The 25169-nt window shown below is 40.1% G+C and carries 27 protein-coding genes and 1 pseudogene; 14 read left to right on the forward strand and 14 right to left on the reverse strand.

Annotated features, from left to right (window positions below):
* Positions 1–47: 47 nt before the first annotated feature.
* Together P2W72_RS14970 and P2W72_RS14975 are read left to right on the forward strand one after the other, a co-directional pair.
* A pseudogene (locus tag P2W72_RS14970) lies at positions 48–134 on the forward strand (glycogen/starch synthase); the annotation flags it as partial.
* 29 nt (positions 135–163) lie between these two features.
* The gene (locus tag P2W72_RS14975) at positions 164–349 is read left to right on the forward strand and encodes a hypothetical protein (RefSeq protein ID WP_346429780.1); all 186 of its coding nucleotides are present in this window, start codon (positions 164–166) and stop codon (positions 347–349) included.
* Between the two features lie 14 nt (positions 350–363).
* Here the strand turns inward: P2W72_RS14975 and P2W72_RS14980 are convergent, their stop codons facing one another.
* From P2W72_RS14980 to P2W72_RS14990, 3 genes are all read right to left on the reverse strand, one after another.
* A complete protein-coding gene (locus P2W72_RS14980) occupies positions 364–669 on the reverse strand; it encodes a YbaB/EbfC family nucleoid-associated protein (RefSeq protein ID WP_276364232.1) in 306 nt (101 codons plus the stop codon).
* 18 nt (positions 670–687) lie between these two features.
* Positions 688–1068 (reverse strand): response regulator, encoded by a 381-nt coding sequence (locus tag P2W72_RS14985; protein WP_276364235.1) that lies wholly within the window; start codon positions 1066–1068, stop codon positions 688–690.
* A 74-nt stretch (positions 1069–1142) separates the two neighbouring features.
* Complete coding sequence (locus P2W72_RS14990; protein WP_276364237.1) at positions 1143–2357, reverse strand: serine hydrolase domain-containing protein; 1215 nt, start codon at positions 2355–2357, stop codon at positions 1143–1145.
* Between the two features lie 188 nt (positions 2358–2545).
* Here P2W72_RS14990 and fumC point away from each other — a divergent pair, with 188 nt between their 5' ends.
* From fumC to hisS, 5 genes are read left to right on the forward strand one after another with little or no spacing between them, the layout of a single operon-like run.
* Complete coding sequence (gene fumC / locus P2W72_RS14995; RefSeq protein ID WP_276364240.1) at positions 2546–3943, forward strand: class II fumarate hydratase; 1398 nt, start codon at positions 2546–2548, stop codon at positions 3941–3943.
* 49 nt (positions 3944–3992) lie between these two features.
* A complete protein-coding gene (locus P2W72_RS15000) occupies positions 3993–4496 on the forward strand; it encodes a fumarate hydratase (protein WP_276364243.1) in 504 nt (167 codons plus the stop codon).
* Positions 4497–4503: 7 nt separating this feature from the next.
* Complete coding sequence (locus P2W72_RS15005; RefSeq protein ID WP_276364246.1) at positions 4504–5301, forward strand: S1/P1 nuclease; 798 nt, start codon at positions 4504–4506, stop codon at positions 5299–5301.
* Between the two features lie 18 nt (positions 5302–5319).
* Positions 5320–5763, forward strand: a complete 444-nt coding sequence (locus P2W72_RS15010; protein ID WP_276364248.1) for a low molecular weight protein-tyrosine-phosphatase — start codon at positions 5320–5322, stop codon at positions 5761–5763.
* A 26-nt stretch (positions 5764–5789) separates the two neighbouring features.
* A complete protein-coding gene (gene hisS, locus P2W72_RS15015; RefSeq protein ID WP_276364251.1) occupies positions 5790–7178 on the forward strand; it encodes a histidine--tRNA ligase in 1389 nt (462 codons plus the stop codon).
* Positions 7179–7180: 2 nt separating this feature from the next.
* Here hisS and P2W72_RS15020 read toward each other — a convergent pair whose 3' ends face one another.
* The gene (locus P2W72_RS15020) at positions 7181–8161 is read right to left on the reverse strand and encodes an alpha/beta hydrolase (RefSeq protein WP_276364254.1); all 981 of its coding nucleotides are present in this window, start codon (positions 8159–8161) and stop codon (positions 7181–7183) included.
* A gap of 131 nt (positions 8162–8292) precedes the next feature.
* On the opposite strand from P2W72_RS15020, the gene P2W72_RS15025 reads away from it, so the two are divergent.
* Genes P2W72_RS15025 through P2W72_RS15035 form a run of 3 tightly spaced genes read left to right on the forward strand, consistent with a single transcriptional unit; the run spans position 8293 to position 10182 of the window.
* Complete coding sequence (locus P2W72_RS15025; protein WP_276364257.1) at positions 8293–8739, forward strand: Rieske (2Fe-2S) protein; 447 nt, start codon at positions 8293–8295, stop codon at positions 8737–8739.
* 19 nt (positions 8740–8758) lie between these two features.
* Positions 8759–9634 carry a DUF5777 family beta-barrel protein gene (locus P2W72_RS15030; protein WP_276364260.1) on the forward strand — a complete coding sequence of 292 codons (876 nt, stop codon included), beginning with the start codon at positions 8759–8761 and terminating at the stop codon, positions 9632–9634.
* Entirely contained in the window at positions 9631–10182 is a 552-nt protein-coding gene (locus P2W72_RS15035) for a YceI family protein (RefSeq protein ID WP_276364262.1), read from the forward strand. Before P2W72_RS15030 ends, P2W72_RS15035 begins: the two co-directional genes overlap by 4 nt.
* A gap of 76 nt (positions 10183–10258) precedes the next feature.
* On the opposite strand, the gene P2W72_RS15040 is transcribed toward P2W72_RS15035, so the two are convergent.
* The 3 genes from P2W72_RS15040 to P2W72_RS15050 form a co-directional block, all read right to left on the reverse strand.
* A complete protein-coding gene (locus P2W72_RS15040; protein WP_276364265.1) occupies positions 10259–12196 on the reverse strand; it encodes a CocE/NonD family hydrolase in 1938 nt (645 codons plus the stop codon).
* Between the two features lie 85 nt (positions 12197–12281).
* Positions 12282–14588 (reverse strand): TonB-dependent receptor, encoded by a 2307-nt coding sequence (locus tag P2W72_RS15045; protein ID WP_276364268.1) that lies wholly within the window; start codon positions 14586–14588, stop codon positions 12282–12284.
* 82 nt (positions 14589–14670) lie between these two features.
* A complete protein-coding gene (locus tag P2W72_RS15050; protein ID WP_276364271.1) occupies positions 14671–15015 on the reverse strand; it encodes a hypothetical protein in 345 nt (114 codons plus the stop codon).
* A gap of 242 nt (positions 15016–15257) precedes the next feature.
* Between P2W72_RS15050 and P2W72_RS15055 the strand changes: the two genes are divergently transcribed.
* On the forward strand, positions 15258–15812 hold the full coding sequence (locus P2W72_RS15055) for an energy transducer TonB (protein ID WP_276364273.1): 555 nt from the start codon (positions 15258–15260) through the stop codon (positions 15810–15812).
* 281 nt (positions 15813–16093) lie between these two features.
* Complete coding sequence (locus tag P2W72_RS15060; RefSeq protein WP_276364276.1) at positions 16094–17431, forward strand: gluconate:H+ symporter; 1338 nt, start codon at positions 16094–16096, stop codon at positions 17429–17431.
* 107 nt (positions 17432–17538) lie between these two features.
* Here P2W72_RS15060 and P2W72_RS15065 read toward each other — a convergent pair whose 3' ends face one another.
* Positions 17539–18552 (reverse strand): Gfo/Idh/MocA family oxidoreductase, encoded by a 1014-nt coding sequence (locus tag P2W72_RS15065; RefSeq protein ID WP_276364278.1) that lies wholly within the window; start codon positions 18550–18552, stop codon positions 17539–17541.
* Positions 18553–18674: 122 nt separating this feature from the next.
* Here P2W72_RS15065 and P2W72_RS15070 point away from each other — a divergent pair, with 122 nt between their 5' ends.
* On the forward strand, positions 18675–19013 hold the full coding sequence (locus tag P2W72_RS15070) for a hypothetical protein (RefSeq protein ID WP_276364282.1): 339 nt from the start codon (positions 18675–18677) through the stop codon (positions 19011–19013).
* 49 nt (positions 19014–19062) lie between these two features.
* Complete coding sequence (locus P2W72_RS15075) at positions 19063–19830, forward strand: exodeoxyribonuclease III (protein WP_276364285.1); 768 nt, start codon at positions 19063–19065, stop codon at positions 19828–19830.
* A 56-nt stretch (positions 19831–19886) separates the two neighbouring features.
* Here P2W72_RS15075 and P2W72_RS15080 read toward each other — a convergent pair whose 3' ends face one another.
* The 6 genes from P2W72_RS15080 to lpxD form a co-directional block, all read right to left on the reverse strand.
* Positions 19887–20459, reverse strand: coding sequence for a 5-formyltetrahydrofolate cyclo-ligase (locus P2W72_RS15080; RefSeq protein WP_276364288.1), 573 nt, complete (start codon positions 20457–20459; stop codon positions 19887–19889).
* A 130-nt stretch (positions 20460–20589) separates the two neighbouring features.
* Complete coding sequence (gene efp, locus P2W72_RS15085) at positions 20590–21150, reverse strand: elongation factor P (RefSeq protein WP_276364290.1); 561 nt, start codon at positions 21148–21150, stop codon at positions 20590–20592.
* A gap of 101 nt (positions 21151–21251) precedes the next feature.
* On the reverse strand, positions 21252–21869 hold the full coding sequence (locus P2W72_RS15090; protein WP_276364292.1) for an ATP-binding cassette domain-containing protein: 618 nt from the start codon (positions 21867–21869) through the stop codon (positions 21252–21254).
* Positions 21870–21898: 29 nt separating this feature from the next.
* The gene (gene lpxA / locus P2W72_RS15095; RefSeq protein ID WP_276364296.1) at positions 21899–22684 is read right to left on the reverse strand and encodes an acyl-ACP--UDP-N-acetylglucosamine O-acyltransferase; all 786 of its coding nucleotides are present in this window, start codon (positions 22682–22684) and stop codon (positions 21899–21901) included.
* A complete protein-coding gene (locus P2W72_RS15100) occupies positions 22681–24093 on the reverse strand; it encodes a bifunctional UDP-3-O-[3-hydroxymyristoyl] N-acetylglucosamine deacetylase/3-hydroxyacyl-ACP dehydratase (protein WP_276364299.1) in 1413 nt (470 codons plus the stop codon). Before P2W72_RS15100 ends, lpxA begins: the two co-directional genes overlap by 4 nt.
* 29 nt (positions 24094–24122) lie before the next feature.
* Positions 24123–25160 carry a UDP-3-O-(3-hydroxymyristoyl)glucosamine N-acyltransferase gene (gene lpxD / locus P2W72_RS15105; protein WP_276364302.1) on the reverse strand — a complete coding sequence of 346 codons (1038 nt, stop codon included), beginning with the start codon at positions 25158–25160 and terminating at the stop codon, positions 24123–24125.
* Between the last annotated feature and the right edge of the window lie 9 nt (positions 25161–25169).

A 25169-nucleotide genomic window follows, 5' to 3' on the forward strand; every position in this document is an offset into this window, starting at 1 on the left:
GTCTGAGCCAAAGCAATTTAATTCATTTTTCTTTAGCTATTGAATTTATGAATGTAATACATCTCAGCGCAGAATGTTATCCTGTTGCCAAAGTTGGCGGATTGGGTGATGTTCTTCTTGGTGCCCTGCCCAGAGGTATCTTTGTGAATCAGGAGCCCCGGTTATGAGAATAGGTGAATGCTGTTATATCAAAAATGCAATAATTGATAAAAACTGCTTCATAGGAAACGACGTTCGTATCAATGGTGATCCGCATTTAAGTAATGGCGATTTCAAGACACATACCATAAAAGAGGGTATTGTGGTGGTGAAAAAACTGGCGATCATTCCAAACGGAACGGTAATCTGAAAAGTTAAAGAATATTACTTACCAAATAAACCACCAAGTCCACCCATCATATCGCGGGTAACTGCCTGCATTTCTGTCTGGTTAACATTTTCTGCCTGCTCAAGTGCCTTGTTAACTGCAGTAGCAAGAAGTTCCTCAAGTTCTTCCTGATCTGCAGAGCGCATAAAATCGGGGTCAAGAGATATAGCGGTTATACGTTTATTTGCTGTAGAAATCACTTTTATCTTCCCACCTTCAACTTCCGCAGAAACAGAAATATTATCGAGACGTTTTTTTATCTCTTCGGCTTTTTGCTGAGCCTGTAATAGTTTGTCGAACATATCAATAAAGGTACTTAATCAAAGGGTAGTCCTGATCATTTCAGGAGAGAGAGGTTTCGAAATAAATCCCTTCACTGTTGTAAAATCCTGAGATTTTTGCTTATCCTTATCATCCACAGAAGAAGTAACGATGTAAATACGAACTTCTTTTTTAAAGTCTTTAACGATTTTTTCAAAAGCTTGCAGAAAATCCCATCCATCTACTACAGGCATATTCAGATCAAGCAGAATTACATCAGGAAGTAATTCTTTATTACCAGCATTTTGATTTAAAAACTCGAGTGCCTTTTCTGCTTCAGTATAGCTGACATACTCATCATAAATGCGGTGCTTAGCAATCATGATCTGTGCTATACGCTGATGAATAGGATCATCGTCAATTATAAACACTCTGCTCATCTATTCTCACTGTTATATTTATATAAAATTACGCAAATTAAATCCTTACTCAAGAAATAGATTCTCAAATAAAGTTAATCATCATCAGACAGGGATTCACCATTACCGGTGTATGCACTTCGCCTTACCACCGGCATTCCTGCGAGATTAAAAAGCCCGTCAAGTTTTAGTAAACTTCCATTAGTCAGGTTACTTAACAATATAATCGTGACGTCTTTATCCAGTTGTCGCAGATAAATATGCCTGAAACCATGCCACCACCCGGTGTGGTAAACTACTTTATGCTTTCCATTAACAAAAGTACGCCATCCGTATCCATAATTAAAATGACCTCTCTGCATTTCGTTATGCGGGGCATACATTGAATCCTGGGTCGACTTCTTTAAAAGCATTCCTTTACGCATAGCTCTGTCAAAAAGAAACAGATCATGTAAAGTGCTGTAAATGCCTTTATCACCTACCGGTCCATCAAGAAAATTCTGAGCAACTGATCGTCTCCATGTCCGGTCATGCCCAACCACATCGACAGGAATTTTAGGATACTCCGCTTTAGAATAAACGGCAGTTTGCTTCATTCCAAGAGGTTTAAAAATACTTTCAGCCATAAACTGAGAGAATTTTTTTCCGCTTACCTTTTCAATGATGGCTGCAAGAACCATGTAATTGGAATTATTATAATGGAATTTTCTGTCAGGTTTCATGTATGGGTTTGGCTTATGCTCAGCGATAAGCTTCATCACATCCTGATTCGTAATTCCGGGGCGTTCATCCTTTTTTTGTGCTTTCCAAAGATCGTCTACAAAATAGACATAGTTCATCATCCCTGAACGATGGGTTAAAAGCCTTTCAACAGTTATACTGTCATAAGGGAAATCCGGGAAAAACTCTTTCACATCCTGATTCAGTTTAAGTTTTCCATCCTCAACAAGCATCATAATAGCCGTTGCAGTAAAGGGCTTGGAAACAGAGGCCAGCTCAAACACTGAATTAATTTTCAAACTATCTCTGTGCAGATGATCAGCCCAGCCGATAGCCCTTTCGTAAATAATTTTTCCCTTCCTGGCTACCAGAATATTCCCATTAAATCCGGATCTGCGATGCAGGTTCATCATAAACTCATCTATCCTTTTGTCTGCTTTCGCCGGATCATATTTAAGAACAGTGCTGTCAATCTGATCATCAACTGAGCTTCTCTCTTTTTTTCTGCTTACTGTTGGGTCTGAGCTGCATGACTGTACAGTAACAGCAAGTGCAAATAATACCGCGGCTTTACGGAAATAATGAATCATTGAATGGATATGGAATATGATTAATGCGGAAAATTAGAAAATATTATAAACAGCCCGGCAAAAGAGTTATAAACAACGTCTGAATTTCTTATACTTTTTACAAACATCATATTGGAAAATCTGAATTTTTGGCCTTAACAGAAGGTAAAAAAATCTAAATTTGCAGCAAAATTTAAATTCCTATTCCAATGAGTTACAGAGTAGAACATGATACCATGGGCGAGGTAAGGGTACCCGCTGATAAATACTGGGGTGCACAAACCGAACGTTCAAGAAATAATTTCAAAATTGGTCCTGAGGCATCAATGCCGAAAGAAATTATCGAAGCTTTCGCATATTTGAAAAAAGCAGCTGCCTATACTAATACAGACAGCGGAATTTTACCTGCTGAAAAGCGCGACCTTATCGCTCAGGTTTGTGATGAGATCCTCGCCGGGGAATTAAATGATCAGTTTCCTCTGGTAATCTGGCAAACGGGTTCAGGAACCCAGTCGAACATGAACGTTAATGAGGTTATCGCTAACCGCGCTCATGTTTTACAGGGCAATAAGCTTGGAGAAGGCAAGACTTTTGTTCACCCTAATGATGATGTGAATAAATCTCAGTCTTCAAATGACACTTACCCAACTGCAATGCATATTGCAGCATATAAAATGGTTTCTGAAGTAACTATTCCCGGAGTTGAAAAACTTCGTGATGCACTTCAGATCAAGGTTGATAAATTTAAGGATGTAGTAAAAATTGGTCGTACTCACCTGATGGATGCAACACCGCTTACTCTGGGTCAGGAGTTTTCGGGTTATGTTTCTCAGCTTAACCACGGATTAAAAGCCCTGAGAAATACATTGGATCATTTATCAGAACTTGCACTTGGCGGAACTGCTGTGGGTACGGGAATCAATACCCCGCAGGGCTATGATGTGAAAGTTGCTGATTATATCGCACAATTCACAGGCCTTCCTTTCATCACCGCTGAAAATAAATTTGAAGCTTTGGCCGCTCATGATGCAATTGTTGAAAGCCATGGTGCATTGAAGCAAATCGCCGTTTCCCTGATGAAAATTGCCAATGATATCCGTATGCTGGCTTCGGGTCCACGTTCAGGTATCGGCGAGATCCATATTCCGGATAATGAGCCGGGATCATCCATCATGCCGGGAAAAGTTAATCCTACACAAAATGAGGCAGTAACCATGGTTGCAGCACAGGTGATGGGTAATGATGTTGCAATCAGCGTAGGCGGATCAAACGGACATTATGAACTGAACGTGTTCAAGCCGGTTATGGCAGCAAACTTCCTCCAGTCAGCGCGCCTGATTGGTGATGCATGTGTTTCATTTACCGTAAATTGCGTAGAGGGAATTGAGCCTAACTATGACGGTATCAAGAAACACCTTGAAAATTCATTGATGCTGGTAACAGCCTTGAATCCGCATATCGGCTATGAAAATGCAGCTAAAATTGCCAAAACAGCTTTGAAAGAAAATAAATCACTCAGAGAAGCTGCTATTCAGCTTGGCTTATTGACCAATGAGCAGTTTGATCAGTGGGTACGTCCTGAAGATATGATTGGCGGATTAAAGTAATAATCAACACACTCCGCTCTTACCGGGCGGAGTGTTTTAAAACCTAACTATGGCAAAATACGCTTGTTTATTGATATCCATACTGAGCGTTCTTGCTTTTAGCTCCTGTAGATTCAATCCGAACCTTCAGGGAAAAGGAACTGATTCGCTTCAGGGGATCTGGGAAGAAGACAGCGTTGATTATCAGAATGAACGTTTGCAGTATTCCAAACATCAATTTCGCATTACCTGCGATTCCGTTTACATCACAATAAAGACCTTCACTAAAGTAAATACCTATCCTGATTCCTGTTTCAACAATGGAAGCTGGACAGAATATGCCAAAGGAACATACCTCACACAAAACGACACTCTTATTTTCAATACTACCTTCACAAAATCCAATTTCAAGCAAAAGATATCAGGCTGTTACCGTATTGGTCAGTATCTGCCTGCTTTTGTGATCAAAAAAAATACTGCCGACAGTTTGTACCTGGAAAGCACTCAGCAACACCAGCAGATCAAAATGTCGCTGAAGGAAAAAATTGTTTGTGTTCAGAAGCCATTAAACTAAACCAATCATGAGATACTGTTCAATAAAAAAATTACTCCTTTCATGCCTCTTGTTTTATATTCCACTTCAAAGTATGGCCTGGGGAATGCTTGGACACAGGGTTGTAGGGCAAATCGCTGAAACTTATCTGAACAAAAAAACAACAAACGAAATCAAAAAAATTCTGGGTAACGAGAGTCTGGCAATGGCAAGCAACTGGGCCGACTTCATTAAGTCTGAGCCTTCCTATAATTACCTGAGCAACTGGCATTATATTAACCTGCCGGCCGGATTGAAATCTGAACAGCTAAACTATGCTTTAGCACAGGATACCGTTACCGATGCATTTACCCGTATAAACTTCCTTAGTGCCGAACTGAAAAATAAGGCCCTTGCACAGGAGAAAAAAGTAATGTATCTGAGAATTCTGATCCATCTGGTTGGCGACATTCATCAGCCTATGCATACCGGTCGTTTCGAAGATCTGGGAGGAAATAAAATTCAGTTAACCTGGTTCGGACAGAATACAAACCTTCACCGCATCTGGGACAGCGATATGATTGAACATCAGCAGCTCAGTTATACAGAATACGCCAGCTCAGTTAATTTTATTGATAAAAATGAACTCCACAACCTGCAATCACAGGGTGCAGCTCAATGGGTAGCTGATTCATACAAGATCAGTGAAAAATTGTATGCAAATGTAAAATCAGGTGATAAATTAAGCTACAGATACATTTACGATAATATCGAAACTGCCAATCAGCAATTGCTGAAAGGAGGAATTCACCTTGCTGCAACACTGAATAACATTTTTTCTAAATAAAATAATCCGATCATTGCCATGAAGATATTAATGGTTTGTCTGGGAAACATTTGCCGATCACCTTTGGCGCATGGTGTGATGGAATATATGGTTAAAGAACACGGCCTTAACTGGCAAATCGACTCTGCCGGAACCGGTGGATGGCATGTTGGCCAGCAACCGGATAGCCGATCGATAGCTGTCGCAAAAAAATATGGTGTGGATATCAGCGGTCAGGTCTGCAGAAAATTTGACAACAGTGACTTTGAAGCTTTTGATCAGATTCTGGTAATGGATCTGAATAATCTTGAGGATGTAAGAAGCATGGCAAGAAATGAATCAGATCGTCAAAAAGTCAGTTTATTTTTAAAAAAAGGCATTGTTCCTGATCCTTATTATAATGATGATCAGTTTGACCCGGTCTACCAAATGATTGAAAAACGATGCAGTGAAATTATTGAGGAATTTAAAGTCTCGATATAATCATCAGCAAATTATAAAATTAATGTATGGCAATTATCAAACCATCGATACCTAAAGGAACCCGCGATTTTTCTGCATCAGAAATGGTGAAGCGCAACCACATTTTCAATACCATCAGCTCGGTATTTAAGAAATTTGGCTACCAGGAGATTCAGACTCCCACAATGGAAAATCTCACAACTCTTACCGGAAAATATGGGGATGAAGGAGATAAACTGATTTTTAAGGTTTTAAACTCAGGAGATTTCCTTTCGAATATCCCTGAAGAAAAACTTACCGGCCGCAACTCACAACAATTAATATCAGACATCTGTGAGAAGGCCCTGCGTTACGACCTGACCGTCCCTTTTGCACGCTATGTGGTAATGCACCGTAACGAGATATCCTTTCCATTTAAACGGTTCCAAATCCAGCCGGTTTGGCGTGCCGATCGCCCTCAGAAGGGAAGATATCGCGAATTTTATCAGTGCGATGCCGATGTAGTGGGTTCAGAAAGTCTGATCAATGAAGCAGAGTTTGTACTGATCTACCACGAGGCATTAAGTAAACTGGGACTGAAAGATTTTACCATTAAAATCAATAACCGTAAAATCCTATCCGGAATAGCCGAGATCATTGGAAAGCCAGAGCTGATCATTGATATGACTGTTGCAATCGATAAACTTGACAAGATCGGCTTTGAAGGTGTAACCAAAGAGCTCATCGAACGTGGTTTTACTGATGCAGATATCGAAACACTTAAGCCTATCATTGCCTTAAAAGGATCGAATGAAGAGAAATTGAACAGCCTTCGTTCAGTCCTTGCAGTATCCGAAACCGGTTTGAAAGGAATTTCTGAAATTGAAACCATCTTTTCATATCTGGCCCGGCTCTCAATACTCAATACTCAATACTCAATACTCAATGTAGAACTTGATATTACCCTCGCACGCGGACTGAACTACTATACCGGTGCCATTTTCGAAGTTAAAACCAATGAAGTGGCTATGGGCAGTATCGGCGGAGGTGGCAGGTACGATGACCTAACAGGCATGTTCGGACTCAGCAATCTGACAGGTGTTGGGATTTCATTTGGTGCCGACCGCATTTATGATGTACTGGAAGAATTAAACCTGTTCCCGGAAAGTGCCACCGAAAGTACAAAAGTACTAATCAGCAATTTTGATGCAGAGGCAGAGAAATATGCATTACCGGTACTTCAGCAAATCAGAAATGCAGGAATCAGTGCAGAAATCTATCCTTCATCTGCAAAATTGAAAAAGCAGATGGCTTATGCTGATGATAAGAGCATTCCTTATGTCATCCTGATAGGAAGTGATGAAATGGAATCAGGACTCTTAACCTTAAAGAATATGAAAAACGGAGAGCAGCAAAAAGTATCTGTTGAAGAGATCATTGCTCTTTTAGGTGGTTAAGTCTATTTGATATTTTCAGCCAGAGCCTTCATAAAATCCTCCGGAATTTCCAGATGTGGAATATGTCCTGAATTATTGAATTCGATGAGTTTTGCCCCGGGTATCTTAGCCGCTGTTTGTTTGCCCAGCTGATTATACAGTCCGTACTTTTTCTGATTTTCTGCACTAAGTCTTGCTTTTCCTACGATAGTTTTATCCTGGGTACCGATAAGTAGAAGTACCGGAACCTTAAGCATGGGAAACTCGTGAACAACAGGCTGTTCATAAATCATCTGAGCAGTCAGAGCAGAAACTTTAGCATACCTTGGAAATTCGGAACTGCCATTGATCCCGGCTGCGATCCTCACCAGCTCATCATACTCCGGTTTCCATTGTACAAAATAAGAACTCTGGTAATATCTTTTTATGCTTTCGGCACTTGCCTTAAGCTCTGTCTGATATAATGCCTCATTGCTGGCATAAGGTACAAACATCCGGTAGTCCTCAAGTCCGATCGGGTTTTCCAGAACCAGCTGAGAAGTTCTTTCAGGATAGAGCAACGCAAAACGTGTAGCAAGCATCCCACCCATTGAATGCCCCATAATAACAGCTTGCTGGATTTTCAGACTATCCATCAGCTGTTTGTTATATGATGCCATTCTGTGAAAACTGTAATTCACAATTGGTCGCGAAGATTTTCCAAATCCGATCTGATCAGGAACCAGCACCCGGTAACCTTTTTCACTAAATGCTTTAATAACATTTGTCCAGTAATACCCTGCAAAATTCTTTCCATGGAAAAGCATCAGGGTTTTACCATTAGGTTTTTGAGGCTTCACGTCCATATAAATCATACGCACATCCTCACCGTCAATATTCAGCGGCAGATAACTAATGGGATATGGATAATCAACATTCTCAAGAGTAACAGATAAAACCTGAGCAGATTGAGAGTATACCGTTAACGATGTAATCAATAATAAAGCAGTAAATAATCTTCTCATAATCAATATTTTATAATAAAAATAGGATTTTAATTGCACCCCCGGTAAACCATCCTGAATATTCTAACGTAACTGATAAAAACCGAATCAATCTGAAATTAGACAATTAATAAGCATTAAACCAAAAAATTATGGAACGTAAAGATTTTCTTGCCGCTTTAGGCTTAAGTGCCGGTTCATTAGTTATCACTTCTTGCCTCGGAGCTTGCGGTAAAGGTGATACCGGATCCCCAACTACAAACAATCCTACCCCCACAATACCGGGGAGTAAGGTAGATTTCACTTTGGATGTGAGTACTAATACAGACATCAGTACCAGGGGATGGACTATTATGAATAGTGTAATCATCGCTAAAAACGGATCAAGCTACATTGCTTTATCCTCAGTTTGTACTCATCAGGGGAATCCTCTCACTTATAACTCTTCAAATAATACTTTCCCTTGCTCACTCACCGATGCCGCACATGGTTCTGTTTTTGATTCCAATGGTGCAAAAGTTCAGGGACCGGCCACTTCCAATGTAAAAAAATACAGCACAACATTAAGCGGAAATTCATTAAGAGTATTTGAAGCCTGATTCTAAATAATTTCCGAATATGAGAAAGATCATCTTCATGATATGTTTTATCATTCCTTTTAGTGCATTGGCACAGGATGATCTGATGAAGCTCATTGCAGACAGCAATGAGGTTTTTGTCAGGACCGCCACGTTCAAAGCCACACGGGTCATTAATGGACATTCTGTGGAAACGGTGGGTAAAAATAATTTAGACTTTATTATATCTCATCGTTTTGATCGGGTAAATCGTGGTTTTGAAGAATTTTTCGGACTTGATGCTGCAACAAACCGGCTTGGCCTGGAATACGGAATCAATGACCGGCTGATGCTGGGAATAGGCAGAAGTTCATTTCAGAAAACCTTCGACTATTTTGCAAAGTATAAACTGATTCGTCAAACATCCGGTGCAGCAAATGTTCCTGTATCTGTATCATTATTAAGCGGGTATATGATACGCACGCAAAATACCAGTCCGCAGCTTTCATCAAACAACCGAAGCAGTTATACCGCGCAGATCCTGATTGCAAGAAAATTCAGTGAATCCCTTTCCTTACAGCTTTCGCCTACCCTGATCCACAGAAACAGGCCGGATATTTTTACAGATAATAAAACAGTTCTGGCAACCGGGATCGGAGGAAGAATGAAATTAACCAAACGAACCTCAGTTAATGGTGAATACAACTATGTATTGCCCAATCAGATTGATGACTCTTATACCAACAACCTTTCGTTCAGCTTTGATCTTGAAACAGGCGGACATGTTTTTCAACTGCTGTTTACTAATTCATTTGGAATGACTGAGCGGCAATTCATTACGGAAACAAACGGAAGCTGGGGCAGCGGAGATATTCATTTTGGGTTTAATATTTCAAGAACGTTTTCTTTCGGAAAAGAAAAGAAATTAAAACCATGACACGCTATATTTTAGTAATGGCATTTTCTATGGCATTGAATACTGCCATGGCTCAGGGTATTTTGTACAACGCAATAAAAAGTGAGTTTAGTTTTTTCTCCAAAGCACCCCTTGAGGATATCGAAGCAAAAAATACACGCGCAGCTTCGATCATCAATGCTTCAAACCGAGAGGTGGTGGTACGTATCCCTGTATCCCAGTTTCAGTTCAGCAACAAGCTTATGCAGCAGCATTTTAATGAAAACTATATGGAAAGTGAGAAATATCCTTACGCCACTTTCAAAGGTAAAATCAATGAAATAATTGATCTGAGTAAATCAGGTGTTTATTCGGTAAGTGCAAATGGAATACTGAACATTCATGGCGTTGACCAGAATAGGAAGCTGACCGCCAAACTTAGTGTGGGTGAAAACTCCATGCAGCTTGAAACAAAATTTGAGGTGATGCTTGCAGACCATCAAATTGAGGTGCCCAAACTGGTCTTTAAAAAAATTGCTGAAAAAATTGAAGTAAGTGCCAGCCTTAATTATGTCCCCCTTAAGAAATAGTTAATTCCATAAATCCTAAAAAGCAAAAACCCGGTATGATGCCGGGTTTTTGCTTTTTAAATACTTTCGATTACAATTATTCTACCGCGCGAACCATTGGCAGTACAATACTGCTCAGACGAGGTCCTCCATGATGAATAGTTTGCTGAGCAACACGAACTCTGTCGCTGCTTCCAAAAGGATCTCCGGTATTTGGATTCCTGTCAAACTGAGGAAAATTGCTTGAGGTAATATCTACACGCATACGGTGACCTGGCTTAAACACATTGGCAGTACCTGTCATTTCTATTTCATACTCATAAACCTGATTTGGAGTAAGCAATTTGATCTTATCCAGACCCTCACGGAATCTTGCTCTTAAAATACCTTCAGAAATTGGCATTGCCCTTCCATCAGGATAAACATCAACAAGCTTGATCATCCAGTCAGTATCAGGACCATCAGTTGCTGCAAACAACTTCATTTTTACCGGACCAGCAATGGTTACAGCTGATTTCAGGAAATCGGAAGAATAAACCAGTACATCCTCCCGGCGCTCCAAAGGACGCTGATCATAAGGCCCCGCCTGAGTTGGAGTACCGCAGCAATTATTGCCACCCAAAGTCATAACAGGAGATTTAGGATCGTAAGTGTATTTATCGGCAGCAGCCTTTTTAGGCGCCTCAAAGCTTAATTCACCATCTCCCCGAACTGAATTTGCATTTCCATTACTGGTCAGATAAAGATTCTTATACTGAGTACCCGGAACAGGATAATCCTTTTCGCTTCTCCATTTATCTACCCCCATATAAAACAATTTCACCGGATCTTCGCTCTCAATTCCGTTCTTAATTCCTTTCAGATGGTAATCGTAGAATTGTAATTCCCGTTCAAACATTTTCATGTTCGCTGTCGGACCAAAATCAACAGTACCAAAAGCCTGTGAAGGGCCATGACCCCATGGACCAATAATCATACGGGCACTGGCACGCGCTTCGGGTGTGGCAGCTTTGTTCCTCATACCGATATAGCCATTGATCGTTCCCATCAGGAAAATATCAAACCAGCCTCCATAGGTATGGGCCGGAACATTCATCTTCGAAAAATTCTCTTCATCACTGATTGATTTCCAGTAATCATCATAGCTTTCATGATCAATCCAGTCGCGATAATGTTTAACCGCATAGCCCGCGCTTTTCAGATCGCCATCCTTCAGCGGAAGATGCCATAATATATTTTCATATTTCAGCTCTTCAGGAGTATATGCTTCTGTATGCCAGTACTGTGGAAGCATGATACGGTTAGGCATACGTACAACACCCCAGCCATAGTTAAAGCTTAAACGGAAAGCTCCGCCCATAGTTAACCAGTTTGCGTAAATATTGGTTGAAGCAACACCGGGGAAAGTAGCCACAAGATGCGGAGGCGTCTGGCTCATTGCTGCCCATTGATTATGACCCAGATAACTTCCACCCTGCAAAGCAACCTTTCCATTAGAGAATGGCTGTTTCGCTGCCCACTCTATAATATCATAACCATCTTTACCTTCATCCTTGAACGGATACCACTGCCCTTCACTTTCGTATCTTCCTCTCACATCAGCAAAAACAACTGCATATCCCTGCTGTGCAAATCTGATCTTATCCTGATGCCCGCCATCACGCTGTACACCATAACAGGTACGGATTACAATTGTTGGATATTTGCCTGGTTTTGCAGGCATATACACATCAGCATAGAGCTTTACCCCATCGCGCATAGGAACAGGTTTGAAGCGTTCTATTTTAATCTCATTGTTAACAGAATTTTTGAGGAGCCCGGGAATTGAATTGGCTGTTTGCTGAGGATTTACAGTAACAAGTTCTGATTTTTCAGAAGCAGGTTCTGCAATTTCGAACCGGTTGTTGATACCAAACGAGTTCTTTAGATAAGAAGCAATCTCATTGCCTGTACTGACCAGCTTATCGGCCTGAGCCAAAGCAGTTACAGCCAGAGAGAAAAAAAGGATTAGAATCAGGGATTTAAATTTTTTCATGTTTTTTAAGATTAATGGCTTAAATAAATATGAAAAAATAAATCCGTGATTCCAATACCTTAAACTCAGCAATAGAACCTGTTATTTATTTGATTCTCAACGGCAAATAAAGTCCAAACGAAACGTTTCTGCCCTGATTGAAATAACCTGCATTTCGATCTGCCTCATCTAAGCGGCCAGGTTTGAAACGGCTCAGGTGATCATAATAGGCTTTATCAAACAGATTATTAACAGAAATATTCAGCCTTAAAGGCTGATTTTTCATCATAACAGTGGTGCCAACGCCCAGGCCAAGCAGGGTATAAGATCCTGTTGGGGTTTCAAAGGCATCAATCCTGTTCTGTTTAAAAACATTATCCAGAGTGATTGAAAAATATGTTCTCTTCAGGCCTTTAAATTGGGGCTCTAACCTCACCTCATTTCTCAGCACAGCTGCCGGAATAAAGGGTAAAGGTTTATCAGTTGCACGGTTAAGCCCCCGGGTATAAGAAAAGCTATTCTCAAAATGAATGAGCTCAGCCGGATGCAGGGTTAATCCCGCCTCAATCCCCGACAAGTTTGCATGATCCTGCACAAAACGATGTACTGGTAAACGATCGGCATCAATCAAAATTGTTTCATTATTGATTTGACGATTATAAATGTAATTATCAATGTAATTATTAAATGCTCCCAGACTCGCGCTCAGCACATTATTATTGAATTCAAAGGCAAAATCAGCATAATAACTGTTTTCCGGATTGAGATCATTGTTTCCAATCTCATAACGGAATGTTCCTTCGTGAACACCGTCAGAACTTAATTCAGCGATATTCGGCGAACGAAATGCTGATCCAAGGTTAGCTTTAAAATTAAAATGATCATTAAACTCCTTTGTAAATCCGGCAGCACCACTCATATTGGAAAAGCTGTTTCTGAAATTACTGAACTTAGGGCTTCCATCTTCCATCATCTGATCAGCACTGATACTACGGGTATCAAAACGTAATCCAAGATTAAACGTAATGCTTTCCCATGATTTCTTTGCATAAGCAAAAAGTCCGAGTTCTTTAGATTTATAATCAGGAATCAATAGCTCTTCTGCTTTATTCTTATTGTATTGCAATGAGCCCGCCAAACCAATTACCGGTTCCCAGCCATTATTTTCATTGAAATAATATTTGAAATCAGTACTGTACGTTTTCAGATCAAAAAACAGGGAAGGGCTGCTTCTGTCATCTTCAAGCTCTCTGCGCTGATTATTCTGGTAAGCCATTATTGTTCTCAATCTTCCGTTTCCAAGCAAAACATGACTGTTCAGTGCTATTTTGTTATGACGGATATCCTGAAAAGGCAATAAAAGGGAACGATCTTTTAATTGATTATCTGTGAGAACAGATCCATTCTCATCTTCAAACTGGCCATCTGCATTTCTGGCAAAATCAGGCAGACCAACATTACTGTTAAAACTTGAAAGGTTAAGATGTGCATAACCCCATTTTTTATTGAATCCAAGCTGTCCGCTGAAATTAGTTTCATCAAATCCTGTATTGGCAATTCTTCCACCCGGAGCATTGTAGCTATATGCGCTCTTTAAAGATGCACGTCCACGCCAGATAAAGCCTTTACTATTTCCCTGAAGCATAGCCGTACTTGAGCTAAGCCCATTATTTAATTGATAGCTTGAGATCAGTTCACCCCGAATTTGTCCTTCCTGAGATGGCAATGGCTCAAGCACATTAATAACCCCCCCTAAAGCATCTGAACCATATAATAAACTGGCAGCACCACGCAAAACCTCCACACGGTCAGCACTGAACTGATCAACCTCCATTCCATGCTCGTCGCCCCATTGCTGACCCTCCTGTTTGGCGCCATCAACAAGGGTAACCACACGGTTATAGCTTAGTCCGCGAATAACCGGCTTTGAAATACCACCACCGGTACTTACCTGCGAAACTCCAGGAATCCTGGCAATTGCATCAATGAGGTTAGAGGAAGGACGATTAATTAACTGATCTTTGGTAACCGAAGAAACAGCAGTACTGTTTTTTCGGTTATCAGAACTGAATGCGGTACCGGTAACCACAATTTCCTTAGCCTCAATAATACTTGGGAACAATTCAAACTCAAGAGCCTGATTCTGCGAAAAATCAATGGTTTGGATCAGGGTCTTATAGCCAACATATCTAATCTCGATCAGGAACTTCCCCTTATCAGGCATATTACGAAACATAAATTTACCATCAATATCTGTAGATACAGATATTTTAAGATCAGGTATAGTAACAATAGCTGCAGGCAATGACTCTCTGGTATTCCCATCGATTACCCTGCCTTCGATTGGAATTAAATTAGCATAAACGCCTGTATATGATAATAATAATAAAAAGTATAAAAAAATAGACTTCATTTCTATTTTATATGAATAAGTAAATAAATTGAACAAACATGCAGGTGCAAAAACACCGCATAACAATAAAGAAAGGAAATACTTATTCGGTTGGGGGACCCCTTAAACTGCTGAGGAGCAGTTCCGCAAAATAGGAAGTAACTTCATTATTCAGAAAAACAGACATCATTGGAGTAAGTCTGATCTTTTCATTAAATGATGTTTTGGTAAAAGTCTTATCGATATGTACAGCACATACCCAGCAATAATCTGCTTTGTTCTGAACATTAACCTTCTCCTTACTACTGGAATATAACTGATCTGCTGAAGAGGAAGAAGGAATTGGATCGTGATTGTGAAAGAAATCGAGGGGAAGCAGCACAGTAGAAAAGCTCAGTAAGAGTATTACCGAGAAGCTTAATCCAAACTTCTTTTTAAATGCTTTCATTACAGTCTTCAAAACAAATTTACTAAAAAAGGGAGAAATTATATAATGATGCTAAAAGTATGCTGTAACATTTCTATATGAGACTGCATGTAAGCTGACATCGGATACCTCTGAAGCATTTGGATAAGACTATGATAATGGGCATATTTAATTAAAATTCGGGTATCAGGGAACAAGCACTACAGCAATCTGAGAAATAAACCGTAAGGGATAAAGTTTCATCAAAGTCTTGAATTCTAAACATGAAAATTAAAGCAATCATTCTATTCGTCCTGCTTTCAGGCCCGGTATTTGGACAAAAAGTACAAAAAAATTTCTGGAAAGATCCCTTTCCACGAAAACCTTCAGGCGTATGGGAATTTTATGACTTCAAGGGAGAGTTAGAACAAACTTATGATTTTACAAAGGATAGCCTTATTTATCAGAAAACCTTTCCTCAGGCTTCTAATGTAAAATATCGGGCAATAACCGGATCTGATACTCTTTTAACAAAATTGGATACTCCTCCGATTTTAATTGGTGGTTCAGCTGTGGTAATGAGAACATTAACAAATAACCTTAAATATCCACCCGAAGCCAGGGAAAGAAGAATTCAGGGCAGGGTGATCATCTCATTTATGGTTGCGTCTGACGGAAAGGCTTCTGATTTTAAGATCCAAACGGGCATTGGAAGTGCTTGCGATGAAGAAGCTCTCAGAGTGATCAAACTAATCCATAATAAATGGTATCCGGGTATCTTAAATGGTAAAAGAGTAAGTACTATTTATACAATCCCGGTGTTTTTCAGGTTAGGGTAATACTCAGCTGTCTTGCCCGTTGTCTCACCTGAATAATTTAGTCTCAGGCATGCAATCAGGTTGTTTTTTCGTCTATATGAGTTTTCGAATGATAGCAGCAAATCAGGCACAGGCATGGCCAATCAGCAGGTTAATAAAAAGAAAGAGCGGAATGAAAATAAAGATTTGAATCAATTCACCTCAATCTTTTAATACTGATATTGGTCAGCAGATGATATGCACGGCAGCTCCGATCAGGAAATAAATTTCAGAATTTGAATATAATCTTGTTAAATTCAGTTATGCTATCATTTATACTACTCGTAGTCAGTGTTATACTGCTTATTCTACTCACCGCAAAATGGCACCTTCATCCATTTTTAGCACTATTATTCGTTGCCCTGTTCTTTGGATTTGTTTCAGGAATGGATGCAGATACCATTATTAAGTCTGTAAATGATGGGTTTGGCAATACCCTGGGTAAAATTGGTATTGTGATTGCCCTGGGGGTAATCATCGGAGCGTTTCTGGAATATTCAGGAGGAGCTTACAAACTGGCTGAAATTGTCCTGAATTTAATTGGTAAAAAACGGGTACACGAAGCTATGGGTATTGCAGGATTTATTGTTTCCATTCCGGTATTTGCCGATAGCGGATTCATCATTCTAAGCCCGCTGAATAAAAGTTTAACTAAAAAAGCGGGCCTTTCAATTGTTGGAACGGCAGTAGCTTTGATTCTTGGCCTGATGATATCTCATGTTTTAATTCCGCCAACTCCTGGTCCGATTGCCGCCGCCGGCATTATTGGAGCTGATGTGGGTTTAGTGATGCTCATGGGACTTATCATAGGATCCTTTTCGCTGGTAGTAGCCATCATTTACTCAAAATTGTATGCTGCAAAAACTTATATCGATCCCAGTCCTGAGTTATCTGAAGAAATTATACAGGAAAAAATCAGAAATGCACCGGGGGCACTCAAATCATTTCTACCAATCATAACACCAATAATTTTGATTATCGGAAAATCTGTGGTGGAGTTAGCTTTTGCAGGAGAGAATCAGGATGACTGGTGGTTTAAATTGATTGGCTTTCTGGGTACTCCGGTAATTGCCCTACTGGCCGGGATGCTTTTTGTATTCCTGATACCTAAGAAACTGGATAAGGAAATACTTTCAACTACGGGATGGGTGGGGAAAGCAATCAATGATGCCTCAACAATCATTATTATTTCGGGTGCCGGCGGAATTTTTGGCGCCATCCTTCAGAACAGTGGAATAGCCGCCACAATGGCTAATGGATTATCAGAAGCTAATATCGGAATATGGCTGCCCTTTTTATTGTGTGCTGCCATTAAAACAGCACAGGGCTCATCTACTGTTGCACTGATTACTACCGCATCTATCATCGCTCCCATGTTACCGGGTATGGGATTTGAAACAGAAATTGACAAGGCATTGATTGTTATGGCCATTGGAGCCGGGGCAATGTCTGTATCCCATGCAAACGACAGTGGATTCTGGATTACTACTCAGTTCTCAGGAATCGATGTAAAAACAGGATATCGTACTTATACACTTGGTACATTAGTGGTGGGGGTTTCAACGGCAATATTTGTTTATATCGCCACTCTTATCGTTTGATCAAATTCGTTTATCGATAGAAAAATGCATTTTGGAAGCAATAAAAAAAGCATAAAAGCAGTCTTTACTCATTCGTGATAAAATCGCTGAGTTAAGGATACCCTCTTTTAACTCTCCAGAATTCCGATCTGTGCCAGCACTTCAAATTCTTTCACCGGAAACTCAGCATCATTTCTGACAGTCTGAACCACACAATCAAAAAGATCCATATATTTTCCAACAGCAGACGGGATATATTCAACGGTCTTTTCTCCCTGATCACTGTAAACGGTCAGTTTAGCTTCCATGCCGGGCTTCTCAACTCCAAAACCTTCATCAGAAGGCTTACCTCCTGCAAGCAGCTGATCTTCCTGAGTATCACAGAATGCTTTGATAAATGTGCCTTTAGTCCCGTTAATGATAATTCCCGGCAAAGGATCAGCTACAAGCAAACTGGTTGTAATGAATACATTAGTGTGATTGGGATAAATCAAATGAATATGGCCGTAATCATCAACAAGAGAGTTTTTACGATAAACCCCGGTGGTTTTAATAAATTCTTCCGGCTCACCAAAAATACATATCGCCTGATCGAGCAAATGTGCAGCCAGATCATAAACAACTCCTGCAGCAGGAATTGGCGTCTCTTTAAATACTTTCGGACCGATTTCTGCGCGATAGCGGTCATAACGCAAATGAACCTCAATGATTTGTCCCAGGCGGCCGCTGTTAATAATATCGCGTGTTACTGCAAAATCGCTTGAAAAACGACGATTCTGATACACCATCACCTTTCGGCCAAGCTCTCTTCCCAGTTCAAAAACTTCCAGGGCCTCTTCAACCGTTGGTGCAAAAGGCTTTTCAACCAGAATATCTTTTCCGGCCATCAAGGCTCTGCGCGAATAATCTACATGTGTATTACTGGGTGTATTTACAATCACCAGCTCTATTTCAGGATCGCTTAATACTTCGTCAAGCGTATCATAACTGATAATATCAGGATAATCAGCATGAACTTTCTTAGTGTTATGCTCCAGTACTCCCTTTAGCTGAAATCCTGCATGAAGGTTTACGAAAGGGGCATGAAATATCTTTCCTGACATTCCATACGATAAAATAGCGGTAACGATAGGTTTTTGCATAAGCAAATATAGTATTTGGGAGGAATACTGTACCAATTTAAGCGATGAACATTACAGCCTAAACTATACTTTAAGGATAGAAATGCTCCGCTGATATTCCTTTTTTTTACAGACATTTGTGCATGACCCCAGCAGAAATAAATGCAAAATGGAAACAACTTCAGGAGCGCATAGCCAGCGACTTTGATTCAGAAATTCCCGATATGAAAGTCATGCTTTTCCTGATCGGTGTTCAGGAACTTGGCAAAGGACCCGCTAAATTCAGCAAACGTCAGAAAGAAGAGCTTATGCATATTGCTACCTGCCGTTTGTTCGGTGAGATGGGATTCTATGAACTGGAAGGAACAGACCAGGATGGATGGCCTCACTGGAAACTGATAAAGCCTATTCCTGCCTACACTCTGTTAGAGCAGGAAATGATTATGAAATCTCTGATGGTTTCCTATTTTGACACACTTTAGAATTAAAAAGAAAAGGGAATCAGCTGCTTATTGAAAAGAAATTTAACAAATGAAGATCATTACTTATAACGTCAACGGAATTCGTTCTGCATTAAGCAAGAACTGGCTTTCCTGGTTACAGGCGGCTAATCCCGATGTAGTTTGCCTGCAGGAAATCAAAGCAACACCCGATCAGCTTACAGACCTTCTGCTGCTTGAACAAATGGGCTACGAACATTACTGGAACCCGGCAGAAAAAAAAGGTTACAGCGGTACAGCCATCTTCACCAAAGTGAGTCCTAAACATGTTGAATATGGCTCCGGAATGGAAGACTACGATCGTGAAGGACGCATAATCAGAGCCGATTTTGAAGGTTGTTCTGTAATGAGCACCTATTTCCCATCCGGATCAAGCGGAGAGGAACGTCAGGATTTTAAATTCCGTTTTCTGGAAGATTTCAGGGAGTATTCGGATAAATTGAAACTTGATTATCCAAATCTGGTGATATCAGGAGATTATAATATTTGCCATCGTCCGATCGATATTCATAACCCCAAATCGAATGCAAACTCCTCCGGGTTCCTTCCGGAAGAACGCGAATGGATGGAAGATTTCATTAGCTCCGGCTACATCGATTCTTTCAGACATTTCAACACCGAGCCACATAATTATACCTGGTGGAGTTTCAGGGCAAATGCAAGAGCCAAAAACCTGGGTTGGCGCATTGATTATAATATGGTATCTGAAGGACTTCGTGATAAACTTAAACGTGCGGCTATCCTGCCGGAAGCAAGGCATTCAGATCATTGTCCGGTATTGCTGGAACTGAGTTTATAGACAAGAATTTGAGGAAACAGATAATAAGGTACTGCAGGATAGAGATTAACAGAAACTTAAAATTCCCAGATCTTTCCCGGACAGATGCAGGAATCCAGTTTAATGTCGAACTCATTCAAACCGGTTATTTCATCAACAGGGTCAAAGTATGAAAGACCCATTTTATGTACATCATGACGGCATTTGCTTAGAAAACGGTCGTAAAAACCCTTACCATAACCTGCACGGTTGCCTTTTTTGTCAAAAACGATTAAAGGAACAAATACCAGATCAATCTGATCTGATGAAATAATTTTACCGTGAATTGGTTCCGGAATATCAAACTTATTCCGGCCGAGGATGGTGTAATCATGATCGTAGAGAACATTTTCCATTTCAAGCTTCTCAAAATTGGTTCTTGGTATCAGAATCCTTAAGTCAGGAAAGGCTTGTTTAAAATAATTCAGAATGGAAAAGGTATCGATCTCGTTATGTTTTCTGATTGGCAGAAAAACATGAATTGTTCTGAATTGTGACCAATCCACAAGCTTTACCTGTTCCATCAACTCTTCAGTCAGCATCCAGTAGCGGGCGCGAGATAAATTTTGCCGTCTTTCAAGAAATTGTTTTCGTAGGGTAGCTTTGTCCACAATACGAATGTAAAAAACAATCTGAAATTCGGATAAAGATAGCTGATAAATTCCTGTAAAAAACAGAACATAAAAAACGGCCTCTCCACCTCTGAAAAGACCGTCTAATCAACCTAAACCAAACACTAAACTATTTTACTCTTTCAATATAGTCACCGGTACGGGTATCAACTCTAACCTTATCACCCTGATTTACGAAAAGAGGCACACGTATTTCAACACCCGTTGATACGGTTGCACTTTTCAACGCATTGGTTGAGGTATCACCCTTAACCGCCGGTTCTGTATATGTAATTTCCAATTCAACACTTGTAGGTGCCTGCGCCATGATCGGCTCATCACTCTCCATAGAAACAATCACATTCATTCCTTCTTTCAGGAATTTAGCTGAAGGACCGAATAATTTCTTTTCAACACTGATCTGCTCGAAAGTATTATTATCCATTACGATAAAGTAATCACCTTCTTCGTATAAATACTGATAATCATTAGTCTCAACACGGCAAATTTCAACCTGCTCATCTGTTCCTAATCTGGCTTCAACTATTTTTCCTGTTTTGATGTTACGCAGTTTACCGATGTAAAAAGCGCCACCTTTACCGGGCGTACGGTGAATAATTTCATCAACCGTCACTAATTCACCATTGTAACGTAGAATATTTCCGGATTTTATTTCTGAAGCTTTTGCCATAATGTAATGCTGGTTTCGAGCCGCAAAGATAAGGGCAAAAAACAAAAAATCCAACAGCGAATTTAATTTCCGGAATACAGTAAATTATTGAGGGTCAGAGCTTATTTAAAGTCTGTTACATTCAAGCTGGAAGTACAGAAGCTATACTCCTGCTCCTGATTGGAGCATACGATTAATAAACGGTCTGAAGAAAATTCTGAAACAAGATCAAGATACCATTCAGAACCCTGCTTATCAAGATTGGATGCAGGCTCATCCAGCATAATAATATCGGTATCTGAAGCAAAAGCCAAAGCAAGCTTAACTCTTTGCTTCATACCTGAAGAAAAATTTTTTATTATCTTAAATTCTGAGCTTTTGAAACCAAGGAGTTCAATAAGGCCATCTCTGTCAAGTCCTGCACGATAATTTTTGAACCTGAAATGAAATTCAATTAGTTCATGAAGCGTAAATTCTTCAATTAGTTCCAGATAAGGGGCAGCAAGACTTAAATTGCTGAAAATATTCTCCTGCTCTATTACCTTTCCGGAATGATGGTAACTAATGCTTCCTTCAGAACTGCTCAGGCTTCCTGAAATGATTTGCAGCAATGTTGATTTACCTGCTCCATTGGCACCCAGAATAGCGTATGAGTTACCGCTCTCAAATTCATAGCTTATATTTCTGAAGATCCACTCGCGGTTAAACCGGCGTCCAATTTTTTCCAGACTAATTTTCATATCGGCGGCAGGTCTTTCAGGAACAGGGTTTAGGAATTACCAAAGCCCTTCATTACCCCTCTGTTCGAGTTGCGGATAAAATCAAGGATCTCATCACGGATTTCTGTAGGCTCGCGATCAGTCTCAATAATATCCAATGCTTTGGTAATATTATATTTCTTAAGGAAAATAGTCCGGTATATATCCTGAATCTCATTGATCTGCTCTGAAGTAAATCCTCTTCTTCTCAAACCAACTGAGTTTATTCCAACATAAGACAAAGGTTCCCTTCCGGCTTTAGTATAGGGAGGTACATCTTTACGCACAAGAGAACCACCAGAAATGATAGAATGTGCACCGATTGATACAAACTGATGAACAGCTGATGTACCGCCAATAAATGCATAATCCTGTACTTCAATATGTCCGGCAAGCTGTACCGAATTGGCAATGATCACATTATTTCCGATCACACAATCATGGGCAATATGAACATAGGCCATCAACAGGCAGTTAGATCCTATTGTAGTAGTGTTTTTATCCAGCGCGGTTCCCCTGTTCAGGGTAACGCATTCGCGGATAATTGTATTATCACCCACTGTCACGGTAGATGCTTCACCTTTGTATTTCAAATCCTGGGGAGGAGCAGAAATTACAGCGCCCGGAAAAATACGGCAATTTTTGCCGATACGGGCACCGTCCATAATAGTTACATTTGATCCAATCCAGGTCCCTTCACCAATGACAACGTCTTTGTAAATGGTTACGAATGGTTCGATCACTACGTTCTCAGCAATTCTGGCCTGAGGGTGGATGTATGCTAAGGGTTGGATCATTCTTTTGTTTCAGTTTCTTTAACTCTGATAATTTGTGCCATCATTTCTGCTTCCACTACAACCTTTTCGCCAACCATACCGGTACCTCTCATCTGACAAATGCCTCGTCTGATAGGTTCCATTAAATCGCAACGGAAAACTATTGTATCACCGGGCAATACCTGCGCACGGAATCTTACTTTATCTATTTTTAAGAAATAAGTCAGGTAGTTCCTCGGATCAGGCACAGTACTCAAAACCAGAATTCCTCCGGTTTGTGCCATAGCCTCAATCTGAACAACTCCGGGTAAAACCGGAGCACCCGGAAAATGTCCTTTAAAAAACTCTTCATTCATTGTAACATTCTTAACTCCCACAACATGGGTTTTAGAAAGTTCAAGAATTTTATCAATGAACAGAAAAGGTTGCCTGTGTGGCAGAATATTCATGATCTGAACCACATCATATAATGGGGTTGCAGCCGGATCATATATCTGAACATGCTTTTTGGTTCTGTCTTTTTTGATTTGTGCTTTGATCTTTTTCGCAAATGCAACATTCGCTGCATGACCGGGCCTTGCAGCCATGATATGCCCTTTCAAAGGAACACCAACCAAAGCAAGATCCCCAATCATATCCAATAATTTATGACGGGCAGGCTCATTCTGGTAACGAAGTTCAATATTATTCAGAATTCCTTCTCTTGCAATATCTATATCATCGCGATTAAATAACTTGGCAAGACCCTTCAATTCATCCTTACTCACCTCCTTATCTACAACAACAATTGCATTATTCAGGTCTCCGCCTTTAATCAGGTCATTCTTCAAAAGCATTTCAAGTTCATGAAGAAAACAGAAAGTCCGGCATGAAGCAATCTCTTTCTTAAATTCCGAAATGGTGGTAATTGCTGCATGCTGACTACCAAGAACAGGCGAGTTATAATCGATCATGCAAGTGAAACGGTAATCATCCAATGGCATAGCAACCATTTCAACTTTACGGTCAGGCTCAGAATAATGAATGTTATGTGGAATACTGTAGCATTCTCTGTCTGCATCCTGGTCTAAAAAACCAACTTTCTCCAGTGCCTCAACAAATTCGATAGAACTACCGTCCATAATCGGAATCTCAGGTCCATCGAGCTCAATAAGTACATTATCCAATTCTACGCCAACCAAACCGGCAAGTACATGCTCAACAGTATGTACGCTTGCGCCATTCTGAGTAAGGGTTGTACCACGGGAGGTATCCGTTACATTGTCAACATCCGCATCAACTACCGGAGAACCCGGAAGATCAATTCGTTTAAACTTATAACCATGATTTTCCGGTGCAGGTTTGAAGGTCATCGTAGCCGGCTGACCGGTATGCAAACCAACCCCATTAACAGAAATTTCAGATTTAATTGTTCTTTGTTTTACATTCATAACATTGATCTGATCTAGTCAGAAACTGATCATTTTAAACGTTCTTTTAAGATATTTTCAAGTTCTTCAATCCTCTTCTCAAGCTCAGGCAAACGCTTGGTAACTACCAGATATTTTAAAGAGTCTCTGTAAGTTGCCAGAGGATGGCCATTCCAACTTTTATTCTCTTCCTTAATTGAATTATTTACTCCTGATTTTGCTCCGATATTACTACCGTTGGCAATAGTGATATGCCCAACTATACCTACCTGACCTCCGATAACACAATTCTCACCAACCTTAGTACTGCCTGAAATTCCGGTCTGAGCTGCGATAACCGTGTTTGAGCCAATCTCAACATTATGCGCAATCTGGATAAGATTATCAAGTTTTACTCCCTTACGAATGATTGTTGAACCCATAGTAGCTCTGTCAATAGTAGTGTTAGATCCTATTTCAACGTTTTCTTCTATAATAACGTTACCAATCTGACTAACTTTTCGATAAGCACCATCTCCATTATTTGCAAAACCAAAACCATCACTGCCAATAATCACACCCGAATGAATGATGCTGTTATCGCCAATGACACAGTTAAAATATACATTTACACAGGCATACAAAGTTACATTTTTACCTATGATCACATTATCTGCCAGATAAGTATTCGGATAAATTTTACTGCCATCGCCAACCTCAACATTAGGCCCGATGTAAGCAAAAGCACCTATATAAACATCTTTCCCAATCTTCGCTGTAGGATGAATAAAGCTGGGATCTTCAATCCCGACCTTTTTTGATTTGGTTAATTCGTCGTATTTCTCTAACAGTACAGAAAATGCACTGTATGCATTCTTAACTCTGATCAGTGTTGCATTGATCGGCTGAGCCGGCACAAAATCCTCATTTACAATAATTATTGAGGCTCCTGAGCTGTAAACGTACTGTTCATATTTAGAGTTCGCCAGAAATGATAAAGAACCTGTGGTTGCCTCTTCTATTTTGGCTAGCTTATTTACTGTCACCTCAGGGTTACCTTCAACAGTTCCTTCGAGTAAAATTCCAATCTGATGTGCAGTTATTTGCATCTGGCAAAT

Source organism: Daejeonella sp. H1SJ63 (genome assembly GCF_029360775.1).
Classification (GTDB): Bacteria; Bacteroidota; Bacteroidia; order Sphingobacteriales; family Sphingobacteriaceae; genus Daejeonella.